Source organism: Arthrobacter sp. TE12232, from assembly GCF_054062615.1.
Genome location: NZ_JBSSFK010000001.1, coordinates 682,965 through 699,272 on the forward strand (window position 1 = coordinate 682,965; position 16,308 = coordinate 699,272).

General features: G+C 68.5%; 18 protein-coding genes, 1 pseudogene and 1 riboswitch. Of the genes and pseudogenes, 1 reads left to right on the forward strand and 18 read right to left on the reverse strand.

Features of this window, described 5'->3' with window-relative positions; translation table 11 throughout:
* Window positions 1-57: 57 nt before the first annotated feature.
* The 5 genes from trpC to hisI all read right to left on the reverse strand — a co-directional run bounded on the left by trpC (window position 58) and on the right by hisI (window position 4,141).
* Window positions 58-876: an indole-3-glycerol phosphate synthase TrpC gene (gene trpC, locus ACVWZ7_RS03045; protein ID WP_344368049.1), complete on the reverse strand. Its 819-nt coding sequence runs from the start codon at window positions 874-876 to the stop codon at window positions 58-60.
* A gap of 2 nt (window positions 877-878) precedes the next feature.
* Entirely contained in the window at window positions 879-1,166 is a 288-nt protein-coding gene (locus ACVWZ7_RS03050) for an HGxxPAAW family protein (RefSeq protein WP_116767461.1), read from the reverse strand.
* A gap of 115 nt (window positions 1,167-1,281) precedes the next feature.
* Window positions 1,282-1,938: a Trp biosynthesis-associated membrane protein gene (locus ACVWZ7_RS03055; RefSeq protein ID WP_456506955.1), complete on the reverse strand. Its 657-nt coding sequence runs from the start codon at window positions 1,936-1,938 to the stop codon at window positions 1,282-1,284.
* Window positions 1,938-3,539: an anthranilate synthase component I gene (locus ACVWZ7_RS03060; RefSeq protein ID WP_344368051.1), complete on the reverse strand. Its 1,602-nt coding sequence runs from the start codon at window positions 3,537-3,539 to the stop codon at window positions 1,938-1,940. Before ACVWZ7_RS03060 ends, ACVWZ7_RS03055 begins: the two co-directional genes overlap by 1 nt.
* Window positions 3,540-3,667: 128 nt before the next feature.
* Window positions 3,668-4,141 carry a phosphoribosyl-AMP cyclohydrolase gene (gene hisI, locus ACVWZ7_RS03065; protein WP_456506956.1) on the reverse strand — a complete coding sequence of 158 codons (474 nt, stop codon included), beginning with the start codon at window positions 4,139-4,141 and terminating at the stop codon, window positions 3,668-3,670.
* A gap of 202 nt (window positions 4,142-4,343) precedes the next feature.
* Here hisI and ACVWZ7_RS03070 point away from each other — a divergent pair, with 202 nt between their 5' ends.
* Window positions 4,344-4,988: a TIGR03085 family metal-binding protein gene (locus ACVWZ7_RS03070; RefSeq protein WP_344368053.1), complete on the forward strand. Its 645-nt coding sequence runs from the start codon at window positions 4,344-4,346 to the stop codon at window positions 4,986-4,988.
* A gap of 434 nt (window positions 4,989-5,422) precedes the next feature.
* On the opposite strand, the gene hisF is transcribed toward ACVWZ7_RS03070, so the two are convergent.
* The 13 genes and pseudogenes from hisF to def form a co-directional block, all read right to left on the reverse strand.
* Complete coding sequence (gene hisF, locus ACVWZ7_RS03075; protein ID WP_116767466.1) at window positions 5,423-6,199, reverse strand: imidazole glycerol phosphate synthase subunit HisF; 777 nt, start codon at window positions 6,197-6,199, stop codon at window positions 5,423-5,425.
* A gap of 43 nt (window positions 6,200-6,242) precedes the next feature.
* A complete protein-coding gene (gene hisG, locus ACVWZ7_RS03080) occupies window positions 6,243-7,085 on the reverse strand; it encodes an ATP phosphoribosyltransferase (protein WP_344368055.1) in 843 nt (280 codons plus the stop codon).
* Between the two features lie 103 nt (window positions 7,086-7,188).
* Entirely contained in the window at window positions 7,189-7,452 is a 264-nt protein-coding gene (locus ACVWZ7_RS03085) for a phosphoribosyl-ATP diphosphatase (protein ID WP_018772463.1), read from the reverse strand.
* Window positions 7,453-7,641: 189 nt separating this feature from the next.
* Window positions 7,642-8,127, reverse strand: coding sequence for a 6,7-dimethyl-8-ribityllumazine synthase (ribH, locus tag ACVWZ7_RS03090; protein WP_090581814.1), 486 nt, complete (start codon window positions 8,125-8,127; stop codon window positions 7,642-7,644).
* 126 nt (window positions 8,128-8,253) lie between these two features.
* Complete coding sequence (gene ribA, locus ACVWZ7_RS03095) at window positions 8,254-8,904, reverse strand: GTP cyclohydrolase II (protein WP_116767467.1); 651 nt, start codon at window positions 8,902-8,904, stop codon at window positions 8,254-8,256.
* A gap of 46 nt (window positions 8,905-8,950) precedes the next feature.
* A complete protein-coding gene (gene ribB, locus ACVWZ7_RS03100; RefSeq protein WP_116767468.1) occupies window positions 8,951-9,712 on the reverse strand; it encodes a 3,4-dihydroxy-2-butanone-4-phosphate synthase in 762 nt (253 codons plus the stop codon).
* The gene (locus tag ACVWZ7_RS03105) at window positions 9,709-10,419 is read right to left on the reverse strand and encodes a riboflavin synthase (protein ID WP_456506957.1); all 711 of its coding nucleotides are present in this window, start codon (window positions 10,417-10,419) and stop codon (window positions 9,709-9,711) included. Before ACVWZ7_RS03105 ends, ribB begins: the two co-directional genes overlap by 4 nt.
* Window positions 10,419-11,618, reverse strand: a complete 1,200-nt coding sequence (gene ribD, locus ACVWZ7_RS03110) for a bifunctional diaminohydroxyphosphoribosylaminopyrimidine deaminase/5-amino-6-(5-phosphoribosylamino)uracil reductase RibD (RefSeq protein ID WP_456506958.1) — start codon at window positions 11,616-11,618, stop codon at window positions 10,419-10,421. Before ribD ends, ACVWZ7_RS03105 begins: the two co-directional genes overlap by 1 nt.
* 53 nt (window positions 11,619-11,671) lie before the next feature.
* Window positions 11,672-11,803: pseudogene (locus tag ACVWZ7_RS03115) on the reverse strand (nicotinamide riboside transporter PnuC); the annotation flags it as partial.
* Window positions 11,804-11,895: 92 nt separating this feature from the next.
* Window positions 11,896-12,046: riboswitch (FMN riboswitch) on the reverse strand.
* Between the two features lie 130 nt (window positions 12,047-12,176).
* Window positions 12,177-12,833, reverse strand: coding sequence for a ribulose-phosphate 3-epimerase (gene rpe, locus ACVWZ7_RS03120; protein WP_116767471.1), 657 nt, complete (start codon window positions 12,831-12,833; stop codon window positions 12,177-12,179).
* A 140-nt stretch (window positions 12,834-12,973) separates the two neighbouring features.
* Complete coding sequence (locus tag ACVWZ7_RS03125; RefSeq protein WP_456506959.1) at window positions 12,974-14,569, reverse strand: RsmB/NOP family class I SAM-dependent RNA methyltransferase; 1,596 nt, start codon at window positions 14,567-14,569, stop codon at window positions 12,974-12,976.
* Entirely contained in the window at window positions 14,566-15,486 is a 921-nt protein-coding gene (gene fmt, locus ACVWZ7_RS03130) for a methionyl-tRNA formyltransferase (RefSeq protein WP_456506960.1), read from the reverse strand. The genes ACVWZ7_RS03125 and fmt overlap by 4 nt, the downstream gene beginning before the upstream one ends.
* The gene (gene def / locus ACVWZ7_RS03135; RefSeq protein ID WP_344368065.1) at window positions 15,483-16,055 is read right to left on the reverse strand and encodes a peptide deformylase; all 573 of its coding nucleotides are present in this window, start codon (window positions 16,053-16,055) and stop codon (window positions 15,483-15,485) included. The genes fmt and def overlap by 4 nt, the downstream gene beginning before the upstream one ends.
* Window positions 16,056-16,308 lie beyond the last annotated feature (253 nt).

Sequence of the window (16,308 nt, forward strand, 5' to 3'; positions counted from 1 at the left end):
CAACTGCGGGCCCGGAACCGCTCGCGGCCCGGACGCAAACGCCCGGACCGGCCTGCCTCAGGCGCGGGCGGCGATTGCCGTTGCGCCGGCGGCCATGAATTCTGCGATCCGTTCGCGGGGGGTCGTGTCGCTGACCAGCGCCTCGCCCACCAGGACCGCGTTGGCGCCGCGGGCTGCGTAGTGGCTGACGTCCTGGACATCGCGCACCCCGGACTCGGCGATCACGAGCGCACCGGCGGGAATCCCGCCGGCCAGCTCCGCGAAGACGGAACGGTCGACGTCGAGCGTCTTGAGGTTGCGCACGTTGACGCCGATGATCCGGGCCTCGGCGGCCACGGCGCGCTCGATTTCCTCAGCCGTGTGGGTCTCCACCAACACGTTCATGCCGAGTTCGCGGCTGAGGGCCGTAAACTCGCGCAGCTGGGCGTCGGAGAGCGAGGCCACGATCAGCAGGATCAGGTCGGCGCCGTGGGCACGGGCTTCCCAGATCTGGTACTCGTCGAGCATGAAGTCCTTGCGCAGCAGCGGAATGTCCACGGCCGCCCGGACGGCGTCGAGGTCGGCCAGCGAGCCGCCGAAGCGGCGTTCCTCGGTCAGGACGCTGATGACGGCGGCCCCGCCGTCTGCGTATTGCGCGGCGAGGGCAGCGGGATCGGCAATTTCCGCGAGCCGGCCCTTGGACGGGCTCCGGCGCTTGACCTCGGCAATCACTTTGAGCTGGTCCCGCGGGCTTGAGTTTCCGCCTAGGGCCGCCCAGGCATCGCGGGCAGGTGCCGCCGCTGCGGCGCGCTCCCTCAGTTCCGCGAGCGTGACGAGGCGCTGGCGCGTCTCCATATCCTCCCTGACACCGGCATTGATGTCGTCGAGAACGCTCACGCTCAGTGGCCGGAGTTCTTCAGCTTGCTGCCGCCGACGCCGTAGCCGGCCTTGCGCATGACCCAGCCGGCCAGCAGGCCGATCACCATGACGACGGCGCCGGCAATAAAGACGGGCGTGTTGGCGATGACGAAGGCGATGGACGCAATGAGGGCGCCGATCAGCATCACGATCACGCAGGTCCACGCGGCCGGGCTGTTGCCGTGCCCCGGCGCTTCGCTGTGATCGACGTCGTCGTAGACGCCCTTCGAAGCAGCGGACGTGGATGCGGAAACAGTGGCTTTGCTCATTGAAATCTCCTCAGGATAAATACTGCTTACATTCTGCCATTTTTTGGCTGTGTGTTTTGTCCGCGTTGCTGGTCGCGTTACTGGCGGCGCTGCTGGGCGCGCCCGCGGCATCGGCTCAGGTGGGGTCGTCACCTCGGGACAACCGGTCCCAGCTGTCAATCTCGTCCGCGGGCGCTGCGGCGGTAGTACCACCAACTGCGGTCCCGCCGTCGGCGCGCGTGGCGGCTGCCGCGTCATATTTGGTGCGGCTCTTCCAGTACCGGCCGGCCGGCACGATCGCGAGGGCGCAGATCCCCAGCAGGGACCCGGCGACGACGGCCAGGACGGGGAAGACTGTGACGTCCACCTGGACGTTGCTGCCGCTGATTCCGGTGGCGGCCGCGATGGATCCCTGGGCCGCGGCCAGCGGGTCCGCCAGGACGACGGCGGCCGCGGCGACGATGCCCGCGGCGGCCAGGAGGATGATGACCGTGATGACCCAGCGCGCCACGCGCCCGGCGATGGAGGCCGCGAGACCCCCGGCGAGGGCAACGAGGGCCAGGGCCGTGACGGTCGTGGCGGCCTTGCTGCCCTGGACCTGCAGGCCGTTCTGGCTGGCCACGGCGCCGCCGAGCTGGGCGGGATCGAGGTGCACCGTCAGCCAGGTCTGCGTGGTGGTCCCGAAGACGGCCAACGCCAGGGCGGCGATCACCAGGACCAGGGTGGACTTGCGGGCCCAGCGAGGAACGGCCGGCCTTGCGGTGGTCTTGACGATGGCTTCCGGCTTCCCCATCAGTTGTCCGCCCCGGCGTCGGTCACAGCAGCGGCGTCGGTCACAGCAGCGGCGTGGGGCACCTGGTCGGCGGTGATGTTGTGCAGCGAACCGGCGGTGTGGACGGCGCGCAGCGGCGCGGCGGCCTTGTTGACGGTTTCCTGGGCCTCGGTGGGGTTGACTGAATCGGCAACGATCCCGCCGCCGGCCTGGACGTACGCGCGGCCTTCCCGGAGCAGGGCCGAACGGATCGCGATCGCCATGTCCATGTCGCCGGCGAAGTCCAGGTACCCCACCACGCCGCCGTAGATTCCGCGCCGGTGGGGTTCGAGCTCGTCCAGGAGGCGCAGGGCCCGCGGCTTCGGGGCTCCGGAAAGGGTGCCTGCCGGGAACGTGGCCTTGAGGACGTCGTAGGCCTTGGCCTCCGGAGCCAGCTTGCCGACCACCGTGGACACGAGGTGCATGATGTGGCTGAAGCGTTCCACTTCCATGAACTGCGTGACGTCGACGGATCCTGCGACGCAGACCTTGGAGAGGTCATTGCGGGACAGATCGACCAGCATCAGGTGCTCGGCACGCTCTTTCTGGTCCGCCAGCAGTTCTTCGGCCAGCGCCTTGTCCGCTTCCACCGTTTTGCCCCGCGGGCGTGATCCGGCAATCGGGTGGGTGATGACCTCGTCCCCGGTCACGGTGACGAGGGCCTCCGGCGAGGAGCCGACGATCGTGTACTCGCGGCCCGCGGCATCTTCGAAGCTGAAGAGGTACATGTACGGGCTGGGATTGGTGTTCCGCAGGACCCGGTACACATCGAGGGGGTCCGCGCCGCATTCCATTTCGAAGCGGCGCGAGATCACAACCTGGAAGACCTCGCCGTCCACGATCGCCTCCTTGCCGCGGTCCAGGGCGGCGAGGTAGTCGGCCTCGTCCCAGCGTTCCTGCACGCTCGAGGCAAAGTCGAGCGCGGCGGTTTCCAGGACGGAGACGGGCTGCTTGACGGGGCTGCTGATCTTTTCCAGCAAGGCCTTTACGCGGGCGACGGCGTCATGCCAGGCGTCGTCGACGCGCTCGGAGCTGTTGTCAAAGTTGATGGCGTTGGCGATCAGCAGGACAGTGCCGTCCATGTTGTCGTGGACCGCCATGTCCGTGACGAGGTTGAGGGCCAGTTCCGGCAGTTCGAGGTCGTCCTCCGGAGGGCTGGTCAGTTTCTCCCAGTGTCGGACGGTTTCCCAGCCCAGGAATCCGACCAGGCCGGAGGTGAACGGCGGGAGGCCGTCGAAACGGTCGGTGCGGAGCGCCGCCACCGTGTCGCGGATGGCGTCCACGGGGTTGCCGTCCAGCGGCACGCCGACCGGGGGCTCGCCGAGCCAGTACGCCTGGCCGTCCTTGGTGGTCAGGGTGGCGCGGGAGCGCGAGCCGATGAAGGAGTAGCGGGACCAGGATCCGCCGACCGCCGCCGATTCCATCAGGAACGTTCCGGGCTGGCCGTGGGCGAGCTTGCGGTAGAGCCCGATGGGAGTTTCGGCGTCAGCGAGCACCTTGAGCCGGACGGGGATGACGCGGCTGTGGCCTGCGAGTTCACGGAACTCTTCAAGGCCAGGGCTGATGATTCCAAGGTCCTGCATGGCTGTGCTTTCCGCCTGTTCTTTAGTAGGACCCGTAGCGGATCCGGTCGTGGGATCCTGCCGGTGGTCCGGTCAGTGAAGCTGTGGGGGTGCCGGAGTGCTGTGCCGGGTTTCCGCGCCGGGGGCGCTTAGCCGCCATGGCCGACGACGGCGTCGATCTCGCGGCCATCGAAGCAGGTCCGGGTTCCGGTGTGGCAGGCCGCGCCCACCTGGTCGACCCGCACCAGCAGGGCATCGCCGTCGCAGTCCATCGCGAGCGACTTGACCCATTGAACGTGCCCGGAGGTGTCGCCCTTGCGCCAGTACTCCTGGCGGGACCGTGAATAGAAAGTCACACGGCCGCTCGTCATGGTGCGGTGCAACGCCTCGTCGTCCATCCAGCCCAGCATGAGCACCTCGTGGGTGTCGAACTGCTGGACGATCGCGGCCACCAGGCCGGCGCTGTCGCGCTTCAGGGCGTCCGCCAGTCCGGCCGGCAGGGGGCTGGCCGCGGAATCCGGGGCCGACGGCGCTGCATTGGATGCGGCGTCGCCGGATACGACGGCGTCGGTGTCGACGGCGTCGCCGGGGACAGCGTTGGCGGGGGCGGGCTGCTCAGACATCAGATCAAGTCTAGTGCCTCCGGGCAGGCCGCTGGCCTGCGGGTCCACGCCGTCGCTTAACACTCCCGCTTAACACTTGGCCGCTCTTCGACGCGCCTTCCGCGTTCCCCCGCCGCTCCCCCACCGGATGAAGCCGTCACGCACCCCTGCGGCGGCGATTCCTGTGCCCACGCGCGGCCGTCTCGTGCTAGTTTCACAAGTGATGCATTTCGTCGAACCGTCCCGAGAAGTCCTGGCCGAAACCCTGCTGGCAGCCGGCCCTGATGCCGCCACGCTCTGCACGGGGTGGCTCACCCGCGACCTTGCCGCGCACCTGTACCTGCGCGAGCGGAAAATCGCCGTCGGACTTGGTCTGCTGATCAAACGCCTTTCCAAGGCCTCGGACCAGGCCACGGCCGAACTCGCCGGCACGCTGAAGACCCCCGAGGACTACGCCAAATTGGTCAACGCCTTCCGGGCCGGTCCCCCGGCGCTGTCGCCGCTGCGGATCAAGGCACTGGATGAGAGCTCCAACCTGATCGAATACTTTGTGCACACCGAAGACGTGCGCCGCGCCGTGGACCGCTGGGCACCGCGGGCCCTGGACGAGGCCTACTCGGACGCTCTGTGGGACGAACTCGTCAAGCGGGCGGCCATCCTGTACCGCGGCGTGGACCTGGGCATTGTGCTGGTGAGCCCTTCGGGCCCGCGGCACGTGGCCAAGCGAGCCCCCGTGTCGGTGGCCATCGTCGGCGAGCCCGGGGAACTCCTCATGCACGCCCACGGCCGCACACGCCACGCCCTCGTGACCTTCGAAGGCCAGCCGGATGCCGTCGCGCTCCTGCAGTCCGCCGAAGTCGGCCTCTAACTCCCCCACAACAAAGCAACGCGGGGTCACCTACCGCCCATAATCCCCTCCGGGATGGGCGACAAGTGACCCCGCGTTGTTGTAAGCGGGTGGTGGGCCCACGCCCGCAGGGTTCCCTGTCCGTGGAGCCGCTCCGGCGAGGGCCCCAGCCCGAGCTTGCGAGGGCAGGGAGCCGGTGTGGACTTGCGAGGATAGGGGGCGGGTGGTGGGCCCACGCCCGCAGGGTTCCCTGTCCGTGGAGCCGCTCCGGCGAGGGCCCCAGCCCGAGCTTGCGAGGGCAGGGAGCCGGTGTGGACTTGCGAGGATAGGGGGCGGGTGGTGGGCCCACGCCCGCAGGGTCCCTGTCCGTGGAGCCGCTCCGGCGAGGGCCCCAGCCCGAGCTTGCGAGGGCAGGGAGCCGGTGTGGACTTGCGAGGATAGGGGGCGGGTGGGGACTAGCGGACCTCGAAGCCTGCCTGCCGGATCGCGGCCTTGACCTGGGCGATCATGTCGAGGGGCCCGAAGTGGAAGACCGATGCCGCGAGGACGGCGTCGGCGCCCGCTGCCACGGCCGGCGGGAAGTGCTCGGGTTTGCCGGCGCCGCCGGAGGCGATGAGGGGCACCTTGACCCCTGCACGGGCGAGCCGGATCAATTCCAGGTCAAAGCCGTCCTTGGTGCCGTCGGCGTCGATCGAGTTGAGCAGGATCTCCCCAACGCCGCGGTCGGCAGCTTCCCGGGCCCACGCGATGGCGTCGATCCCGGTCCCCTGGCGTCCGCCGTGGGTGGTGACTTCGAAGCCGGACGGGGTGGGCTTCGAACCCGGGCGGGTGCGCCGGGCGTCGAGGGAAAGCACCAGGACCTGGGACCCAAAGTGCCGGGTGATCTCGTCGATCACGTCCGGCCGGGCCACGGCGGCAGTGTTGATGGCGGCTTTGTCCGCTCCGCAGCGCAGGAGCTTGTCCACCTCGGCCACGCCGCGGACACCGCCGCCGACCGTGAGCGGGATGAAAACTTCCTCGGCGGTGCGGCGGACGACGTCGAACGTGGTCTCCCGGTTGCCGGATGACGCCGTGACGTCAAGGAAGGTCAGCTCGTCGGCGCCGCTGTTGTCGTAGCGGTGCGCCAGTTCCACCGGGTCACCGGCGTCGCGGAGCCCTTCAAAGTTGATGCCTTTGACCACGCGGCCGGCATCGACGTCGAGGCACGGGATGACGCGCACGGCAACAGTCATGACTTCTCCTGATGTTTGCTGGAGGGACTCGGCAGGTGGGCGCTCAGATGCGGCAGGCGTGGATGCTGCTGACCAGGATGGCGCGGGCGCCGAGGTCGTAGAGCTCGTCCATGATCCGGTTGGTTTCCCGCTTGGGCACCATCGAGCGGACGGCCACCCAGTCCGAATCGCGCAGCGGCGAGACGGTCGGCGACTCCAGGCCCGGGGTGAGTCCGGCGGCCTGCTCTACGAGCTCCTTCCGGATGTCGTAGTCCATCAGCACGTACTGCCGGGCCACGAGCACGCCCTGGAGCCGGCGGATCAGTACCTCGGTGGCCGGGTTCTGCTCGCCCTTGCGGCCGATGAGCACCGACTCGGAGTTCAGGATCGGCTCGCCGAAGATCTCCATGCCGGCGGCCTTGAGCGTGGTGCCGGTCTCGACGACGTCGGCAATCGCGTCCGCGACGCCGAGGCGTACGGAGGATTCCACGGCGCCGTCGAGGCGCACCACCTTCGCCTTGATGCCGCGCTCGGCCAGGTAGCCGCGCAGCAGACCGTCATAGCTCGTGGCGAGGCGCTTGCCCTCGAGCTGTTCGATGGAGGTGAAATCGCCCACGGGGCCGGCGAAGCGGAAGGTGGACGCGGCGAAGCCCAGCGGCAGCAGTTCCTCGGCCTCGACCTCGGCGTCGAGCAGCAGGTCACGGCCGGTGATGCCGACGTCGAGCGTTCCCTGGCCCACGTACACGGCGATGTCGCGCGGACGCAGGAAGAAGAACTCAATGTCGTTGTCCGGGTCCACCATGACCAGTTCGCGGGTGTCGCGGCGCTGGCGGTAGCCAGCCTCAGCAAGCATGGCGGAGGCGGCTTCGGACAGGGATCCCTTGTTCGGGACGGCAACTCTAAGCATGGGAAAGTCTCTCTTGGGTGTGGAAGGTCTCTGTTGGGGCACGTCGGCCACGCGGTGCGCGGGTTCCGCCGGATGAGTCCTGGCGGTTCCCGTGCGGGCGCGGCTAGAGATGCTTGTAGACGTCTTCCAGGGTGAGTCCTTTGGCGAGCATCAGAACCTGCAGGTGGTACAGCAGCTGCGAAATTTCCTCAGCGGCGGCTTCATCGGATTCATACTCGGCAGCCATCCAGACCTCGGCTGCTTCCTCCACGACCTTCTTGCCGATGCCATGGACTCCGGAATCCAGTTCGGCGACGGTGCGGGAGCCTTCCGGGCGGACGGCTGCCTTTTCACTCAGTTCTGCGAACAGCGACTCGAAATTCTTCACGCCCCCAAGCCTACTTGCTCCCGGCGCGGGAACGCCTGCCGGGCCCTTGCATGACGAACGGGATGTGAGGCATTGCACAGCATGTCAATCACAGGCGGGGCGGCCGGCGGGCTGCCGGCCGCCCCGCGTGGAGCTGCAGTTGTGCGGGCTCCGGTTGTCCGGGGCGAATTGTCTGGGGTGAAGCGGTGCTCAGCCGAACTGCTTGAGGGTCACTGCCGTGGCCAGGGCGGCGGTGACGGCCTCGTGCCCCTTGTCCTCGGTGGAACCCGGCAGGCCGGCCCGGTCGATGCCCTGCTGTTCGGTATCGCACGTCAGCACGCCGAAGCCCACGGGGACGCCGGTGCGGACGCTGACCTCGGTCAGGCCCAGGGTGGCTGCCTCGCAGACATATTCGAAGTGCGGCGTCCCGCCACGGATGACGACGCCGAGCGCCACGACGGCGTCGAAGTGCGGTGCCAGCCGGGCAGCCGCGACGGGGAGCTCAAACGTGCCCGGCACCCGCAGGACGGTCGGCTCGCTGATGCCGGCGTCCTTCGCGGCACGCAGGGCGCCGTCAAGGAGCCCGTCCATGATCTGGGTGTGCCAGCTCGCGGCCACGATGGCCAGTTTGAGCCGCGAGGTTTCCTCCGGCTTGAACGTGCTGAGGTCGATCTGGGGGGCGCCGTGGCCACTCATGGGAATTCCTTGCTGTTGAGTCTGGTGGTTGGTCCGCCGCCAGTCCGCCCTGCGGGGCAGCTTAGGCTGCCGGGCACGGCGGGCTGGCGGGTGAAGCGGGGTGGAACGGCCCGGAGGGCCGCCGGGTCAGTCCTGGTCGTGCTCGAATCCGGCAGGAGCCGGTTCAACGTCCAGAACCAGGCGGTGGTCCATCCGGTCCTTCTTCGTCTGCAGGTAGCGGATGTTCTGTTCCCTGGAAGGAACCTCAGTGGGGACCATCTCCACCACCGTTACGCCTGCCTGGGCGAGCCGGTCCTGTTTGTCCGGGTTGTTGCTCAGGAGCCGGATCTCGTGGAGGCCCATATCGGCGAGGATCTGGGCCGCCGCCTTGTAGCAGCGCGCATCGACGGGCAACCCGAGCTGCTCGTTGGCCTCCACAGTGTCGAATCCGGCCTCCTGCAGGGCATAGGCCTTCATCTTGTTCGCCAAGCCGATTCCGCGTCCCTCCTGGCCGCGCAGGTAGAGCAGCGTACCGCCGAACTCGTTGATCATCTCGAGGGCATAGGCCAGCTGTTCGCCACAGTCGCACCGGTAGGAGCCGAACACGTCTCCGGTGAGGCACTCCGAATGCAAGCGGACCAGCGGGGCCATCCCGTCCACAGGTTGCATCGGTGAACTGACCGCCAGGTGCTCGGCTCCAGTGGCCAGATCGGTCCAGGCCTGGGCCACGAAATCGCCAAATGCGGTGGGCAGTTGGACGATGGGTCCTGCGCTGACCGGATGCGGCTGACCTGCCATGGCCGTTTCTTCTCGTGTCTTAGAAGTCGTCACTATTTCTCCTCCATCAGACGGGATCCGCTGCGTAGCTGTCGTGCTGCCCTGCTTCGAGGTAGGCCACCAGATCCGCAATCGAAATCAGGGGGCAGCCATGCTCAATGGCGAAGCCGCGTAGTCCGTCCAGCCGCATCATTTCTCCGTTGTCATACACCAGCTCTGCAATCACTCCCACGGGTTCCAGTCCCGCCAGCCGGCACAGGTCCACGGCCGCTTCGGTGTGGCCGGGACGTTCCCGCACTCCCCCCTTAACGGCGCGGAGGGGAAAAACATGCCCGGGACGCGTCAGGGATTTCGGCTGGCTTTGCGGGTCGGCCAGGATCCGGGCTGTCAGGGCGCGGTCCGTGGCAGAAATTCCGGTGCTGACTCCGACGGCGGCATCACAGGACACGGTGTAGGCGGTGCCCTTGGCGTCTTCGTTGACGGCCACCATCGGCGGCAGCGCGAGGGCGTCGGCCCGGTCGGCGGCCAGCGGTACGCAGATCACGCCGGAGCTGTAGCGGACCGTCCAGCCCATCAGTGCCGGCGTCGCGTGCTGGGCGGCGAAAATGATGTCGCCTTCGTTCTCGCGGTCCTCGTTATCCACTACGAGGACGGGACGCCCGGCGGCCATGGCGGCAATGGCGTCCTCGATCGGATCGAGGCCCGTCCTGCCTGAGTCTGCAACGGGGTCTGCAGCCGGGTGTGCAGGTGAGTCTGCGGCTGAGTCCGCCGCGGCGGGGCGGAGTTCTTCAGCCAGGACATGGCCTGCCTGGTCCTTGACGCGGCTCATTTCGCTGCCCCGTCCGTGAGTGCTGCTTCTTGGGCTGCTTCTTGGGCTGCTTCTTCGGCGGGCGCCGCGGACGCCCGGTGCGCTGCGGGCGACGTTCCGCTGGCAAAGGACAGCAGGCGTTCGGTGTATTTCGCCAGCACGTCAACTTCAAGGTTCACCCGGCCGCCGAGGGGCTTGCCGCCCAGGCCGGTCTCCGCCAGGGTCGTGGGGATCAGCCCGACTTCAAACCAGGGCGCCGGATCGTTCGCGGGGCTCACGGCAGTGACTGTGAGGGAGACGCCGTCGACGGCGATGGACCCCTTTTCGGCGATGTACCGTGCCAGTCCGGCCGGCACACCGAACCGGAGCCGGTCCCAGTTGCCAAGGCCCTCGCGTTCCAGAAGCTGCCCGACGCCGTCGACATGCCCCTGGACAACGTGACCGTCCAGCCGTCCCCCGGCCGGGACGCAGCGCTCCAGGTTGACGGGATCGCCGGCAGTGAGTTCACCGATGGTGCTGCGGTTGAGGGTTTCGCCCATGACGTCGACGCTGAAGTCTTTGCCGTCGATTTGCGTGGCCGTGAGGCAGACGCCGTTGACCGCGATGGAACCACCCAGGGCGAGGCCGTCCGTGGTGCCGGGCGCGTGGAGCCGAACGGTGGCGCTGACGTCGCCGTTGCGCTCAACGGAAAGCACCTTTCCCTGCTCGGCGATAATTCCGGTAAACATCAATTGCCTCCTGCGGCGGTGTCCGCGCCATTGCGGTGCGGGGTTGTATCGGATGAAGTAGAGGTGGCGGCCGGGCTCTCCACGCCGGGCGCGCTGGCCGGGCTCGCGGGACCCGCCGGGCGAAGATGCAGCCGGAGGTCGCGGCCGAGCATCTGGACGGCGCCCCCGGACGCGGAGTCCCATTCCCACTGTTGGGCATCGGCCAGGGTGGTGATGCCCAGGTCGTCGAGCGCGGGCGTTCCGGAGCCGAGCAGCGTCGGCGCCAGGTAGACGATGAGTTCATCGACCAGACCGGCGGTAAGGAATGCGCTCAGGATCCGGGAACCGCCTTCCACCATGAGGTGCCGGACGCCGCTCTGGAACAGCTGGTCCAGGGCCTCGCGCGGATCACGGGTCGCCAGATGCAGGACGTTGCCGTCCGCGCCGTGGATGGCCGCGTCCTCGGGTATGCCTCGGTAGCCCATCACGGCGCGCAGCGGCTGCTTGCCGGACTCCTCGCCGTCAGAATTCCGGGCCGTGAGCCGGGGGTTGTCGACCAGCACCGTCTGCGTGCCGACCAGGATGGCGTCAATCCGGCCCCGGAGCGCATGGTTGTCGGCGAGGGACTCCGGGCTGGAGATCCACTGGCTGGTGCCGTCGTCGGCAGCAATGCGGCTGTCGAGGGTCTGTGCGATATGCAGCGTGACGAAGGGCCGTTTGGCGGCGACGGCGTCGAACCAGCGCCGGTTTAAATCCAGCGCGGCGTCGGCCGCCAGCCCGGACCGGACGCGGACACCCGCGGCGCGGAGCGTCACGGCGCCGCCGGCGGCCGGGTCATGGGGGTCATCGATGGCGTAGATGACGTCGGTGATGCCGGCGTTGATGATCGCCCGGGCGCAGGGGCCGGTGCGTCCGCAGTGGTTGCACGGTTCCAGGGTCACCACCATCGAAGCACCGCGGAGATCCAAACCCGCCGCCTGCGCCTGGGCAATCGCGTCAGCTTCGGCGTGGGCAGTCCCTGCCCCGCGGTGGTACCCGGTGACGAGAGGCGACCCGTCCGTTCCGAGGACGACGGCGCCCACGAGCGGGTTGGCGCCCCGCGGACCCTGCGCCGCGGCAGCGAGGGCAGCTTGCATGGCCGCACGTTCCGCGGCGCTGAAGGGGGCTCCGGCGTCGGGCTCGCCCAAAGGAGCTGTGGTGGCCAGGTGACTGCCGCTCATGCCATCACCCCCACGTCGGGGACGGCCACAGTGGAGACGGTCATCTTAGAGGCTGCCCATACCCGGCGGCGCATGCCGCCGAGGGCCGGGGCCAGCCCAGAGATGTTGCCAGGCACTTCACAAAGAATCAGGACAGATCCGATTACCGGGACCTGTGCTTGGAAGAGCCATCGCAGAAAGTTCATGTGTGTCGTTCCTTCCCTCTAGAACCGCGATGGCTCCGGGGGTATACGACAGCACAATTATGCGGCGCCGTCTGGGCGCCGCAGTAACAGCTGTACGTGCTTCTCTCATCCAGACTTTAACTGTCGGTATCGGAATTTCACCGATTCAACCGTCTGCCGGCACCTTTCCGAAGAGAGGCACTGGCGCGCGGGTCGCGGACTATCACCGCCGGTTCGGACTTACACCGACCCCGGAGCACGTATGTGTGTTGTTATTCTGACACAACCCGGGCTAGTCTCCGGCTATTCCCGGCCGCGTACATTACGGTCCGAGTAATCTTTACGGCAGTCCGGCCCCGTACCGCCCCGCGCCGCTGCCCGGCCCGGGCCGTCCTCAGCGGCTGCCGGCAACCCTGAGCCGTTCGATTGCGTCCGCGGGGTCAGTTGCGCCGTACACGGCCGAGCCGGCCACGAAGACGTCTGCTCCGGCCTCGGCGGCCCGGAAAATCGTGTCCGCGGTGATGCCGCCGTCCACCTGCAAAGCCACCTTGAGGCCCGAGCGGTCGATCGCGGCCCGGGCACGCCGGATTTTCGGCAGGGTCAGGTCCAGGAACTCCTGGCCGCCGAAGCCAGGCTCCACGGTCATGATCAGCAGCATGTCGAGTTCGCCGAGCATGTCCAGGAACGGTTCGACGCCGGTCCCCGGCCGGAGCGCAAGCCCTGCCTTGGACCCGCGTGCCCGCAGTTCGCGCGCCAGCTTGATGGGGGCAATCGAGGCCTCGGCATGGAAGGTCACGGACGCCACGCCGGCGTCGGCGTAGGCAGGGGCCCAGCGGTCGGCGTGCTCGATCATCAGGTGCGCGTCCAGCGGGATGGGGCTGATTTCCTGCAACCGCTGCACGACGGGCAGGCCCAGCGAGAGGTTGGGCACGAAGTGGTTGTCCATGACATCCACGTGCACGGCATCCGCGTTGCTGATCCGGCTCAGCTCCGCCTCGAGGTTGGCGAAGTCGGCGGACAGGATACTCGGGTTGATGCAGCACTTGGTCATGCGGGATTCCTTGTCGGTCTATCGGTCTGATGGAAAGTCGCTGTGCGGACATGCCGTTCTGCTGAAAATCGGTCCTGCCAAAATTCAGTCCAACGGGCATGTCCTGCGGAACGGGGCTATGGGCAAGTATCGCCCGGCGTTCAGGCTTTCTTGTGGATGAGGGCCAGGAACATGGCGTCTGTGTGGTGCACGTGGGGCCAGAGCTGGGCGGTGAGCTCGTTCCCGGCCTCAAGGTGGCCGGTGAGGCTGACGCTGTCCAGCGCGGCGCCGGCGTCGAGGAGTTCGAGGTCCTCCCGCTTACGCAGGGCGTCACTGACGACGGCGGTCGTCTCCGCCGGGTGCGGCGAACACGTCACGTACGCCACCACGCCGCCGGGCTTGACGGCGTCGATTGCGGAGTTGAGCAGCTGGCGCTGCAGCGGGCCCAAGTCCACGAGGTCCTTGGGCGTGCGCCGCCATCGCGACTCCGGGCGGCGGCGCAGGGCCCCCAGACCGGTGCACGGGACGTCGACGAGGACCCGGTCGAAGGACTCCGGCTGCTCGGTGCCGAGGTCCCGGCCATCTCCGGTCCTGACCTCCCAGGCGTCCCGTGGCACAGCGGACAGGGCCTGGCGGACCAGTTTGGCCCGGTGCGGAGCAAATTCGTTGGCCAGCAGGTGGGCACCCCGCTGCCGCGCGAGGGCACCGAGAAGGGCAGCCTTGCCGCCGGGGCCGGCGCACAGATCGAGCCAGCGCTCCCCCGCGCCTTCGCTACCCTGCGCGGCTTCCGCGCCGAGATCGACAGCGGCCATGGCGCGGGCCACGAGCTGCGAACCGACGTCCTGGACGCGGGTACTGCCGTCACGAACCGAGGCGAGCCGGCCGAGGTCACCGCCGCTGGACAGCGCGGATCCCTCCACGAGCTCGCCCGGAGTGGCCCCGCCTTCCAGGGCCTCGTCCAGGCTGCCGACGCCGGGCAGCGCCACGAGGTTCACCACGGGCGCGGCGTTGTCGGCTTCGAGGAGCTCATCGATCTCAGTGGCCGGCCGGCCGTGGGCCACGAGCGATTGGCGCAGTGCGCGCACGATCCACTCCGGGTGGGCGTAGCGGATGGACGCGATCGTGGTGGGATCGGTCTCGGTACTGAGGAGCAGGTCGAGCCATTCTTCCAGTGTGCGGGCCGAGACCTTGCGCAGCACCGCATTGATCAGGGCCGACGGGCCGGCCCCGATCACGGCGCGGGCCAGCCCCACGGTCTGGTCCAGGGCGGCGTGGGCGGGCACCCGCATCGCGAGCAGCTGGTGCGCGCCAATCCGCAGGGCATCCAGGATTGCCGGGTCCAACTGGTCCAGCGGCCGGTCGACGCAGCGCGCCAGGATGGCGTCGTATGTACCCTGGCCGCGGAGAGCGCCGTAGCTGAGCTCGGTGGCAAAACCGGCGTCGCGCTTATCCAGTCCGTGGTGCCGGATCCGGGCGGGCAGCACGAGGTTCGCGTAGGCGTCCTCGGCTTCCACGGCGCGGAGCACTTCGAAGGCTACTAGCCGGGCCGGGTCGGCCCGGCGGGTGCGCTGCGAGGGAGCACTCTCGGTGAAGCCGCGCTGCGGGCCGCGGTTGCGTTCCCGGCCTTGGGCGTTCCGCCGGCTGCCGCCGCGGGCACCACCCTGGCCGCCTGGCTGGGAGCCGGACTGGCCGCCGCCCTGGCCGCCGGGCTGGTGGCCCCTGCCGCGGCCGCTGCCGCTGGTTCCGGACTCGCTCATTCGAATACCACGCTTTCAAGTGTTGCCTGTCCGCGCGCCCAATCAGCGGCGGCCATCATTTTCTTGCCCGCAGGCTGGATCCGGGTCAATTCCACCGGATGCGAGCCCGTGCCCACCACGACGCGTTTGCCGTCCATGGCCAGCTGTCCGGGCGGGAGCGCGGAAGCTTCCGGCGCGGGCAGCACCGGCTCGAGCTTGATCCGCTGGCCTTCCAGCATGGTCCAGGCGCCGGGCTCGGGCGTCACCCCGCGGGCCCTCCTCCCGATCGCCAACGCAGGCTGCCGCCAGTCAAGCCGGCCATCCTCGAGGCTGAGTTTGGGGGCCAGGCTGACCTCGCCCTGCTGCGGCAGCGCGACGGATTTGCCGGCGTCGATGGCGGACAGGGTCTGGGCCAGCAGGATCGCGCCACTACGGGACAGCCGTTCGAGCAGGGCGCCGGCGGTATCGCCGGGGTGCACCGTTTCGGTGAGCGTGCCGAACACGGGTCCGGTGTCCAGCCCCTCCTCAAGACGGAAGGTGACTGCGCCGGTAACGTCGTCGCCTGCAATGACGGCGCGCTGCACGGGGGCGGCGCCACGCCAGGCCGGCAACAGAGAAAAGTGCAGGTTCACCCAGCCATGGTGCGGAACTTCCAGGGCCGCGCGCGGAATCAGGCCACCGTACGCAACAATGGCCGCGACGTCGGGCGCAACGGCGGCAACGCGGGCAGTGACCTCGGCGTCCACCTTGGCGGCGTGGATGATCTCGATCCCGAGCTCGGCGGCCCGGGCTGCCACGGGCGACGGCGTCAGTATCCGTTTACGGCCCAGCGGGGCGTCCGGGCGCGTGAGGACGGCGACGACGTCGAACCCGGCCTCGATCAGGGCGTCCAGGGACGGGACCGCGACAGCCGGGGTTCCCGCGAAAAGAACCCTCACGGGGTGATTCCGAAGCTGGACCCGCCAAAGCTCGTTCCGACCGTCTTCGCGCGCTTCGTTGTTGTCTGTTCGGTAATGGCGTCGTAGTTGGCATTGCGGATGGCGCGCAGGGCGGCCTTGCGGTCGTCGCCCTCGAGCCGATCCGTATAGAGGATGCCGTCCAGGTGGTCGGTCTCGTGCTGGAAGCAGCGCGCCAGCATGCCTTCGCCCTCCACAGTGACGGGATTGCCGTGGAGGTCCACGCCGGTCACGCGGGTAAGCCGGTGCCGGCGAACGGGGAAGCCGAGGCCCGGGATGGACAGGCACCCTTCGACCTGGTCCGGCTGGAAGTCCTCGCTGTTTTCCAGCACGGGGTTGATGATGTGACCCTCAACGCCACCGATCCGGTACGTGAAGACGCGCTGGCTCACGCCGACCTGGGGGGCGGCCAGGCCTGCGCCCTCCACGTCCTCCATGGTTTCGGTCATGTCAGCGACCAGCTTTGCCAGTTCAGGCCCGAATTCCGTCACGGGATCGGCGACTGTGCGCAACACAGGATCGCCGATGATGCGGATATTCAAAATGGCCATGTGCAGTCTTTCCTCACGGTGGGCAGCTAGGGATCCAGTCCAGTTTAGTTGCACTCCGTGGAGTCCTGGACTTCAGGCGGATAGGCGTCCAGGGAGTCGAGTGCGGGGATCCGCGTGCGCCTGGCTGGTGGAACGCCGGCGTTCGGTTCGCGGGGACCGGGCCGCCGGACCACACGGCGTGTCCGCAGGGCCTGTCCGCAGCGTTCGCGGCGCCGGCCCGCACGGCCGGGCTGCAGTGTTCGCCGCGCCGGAC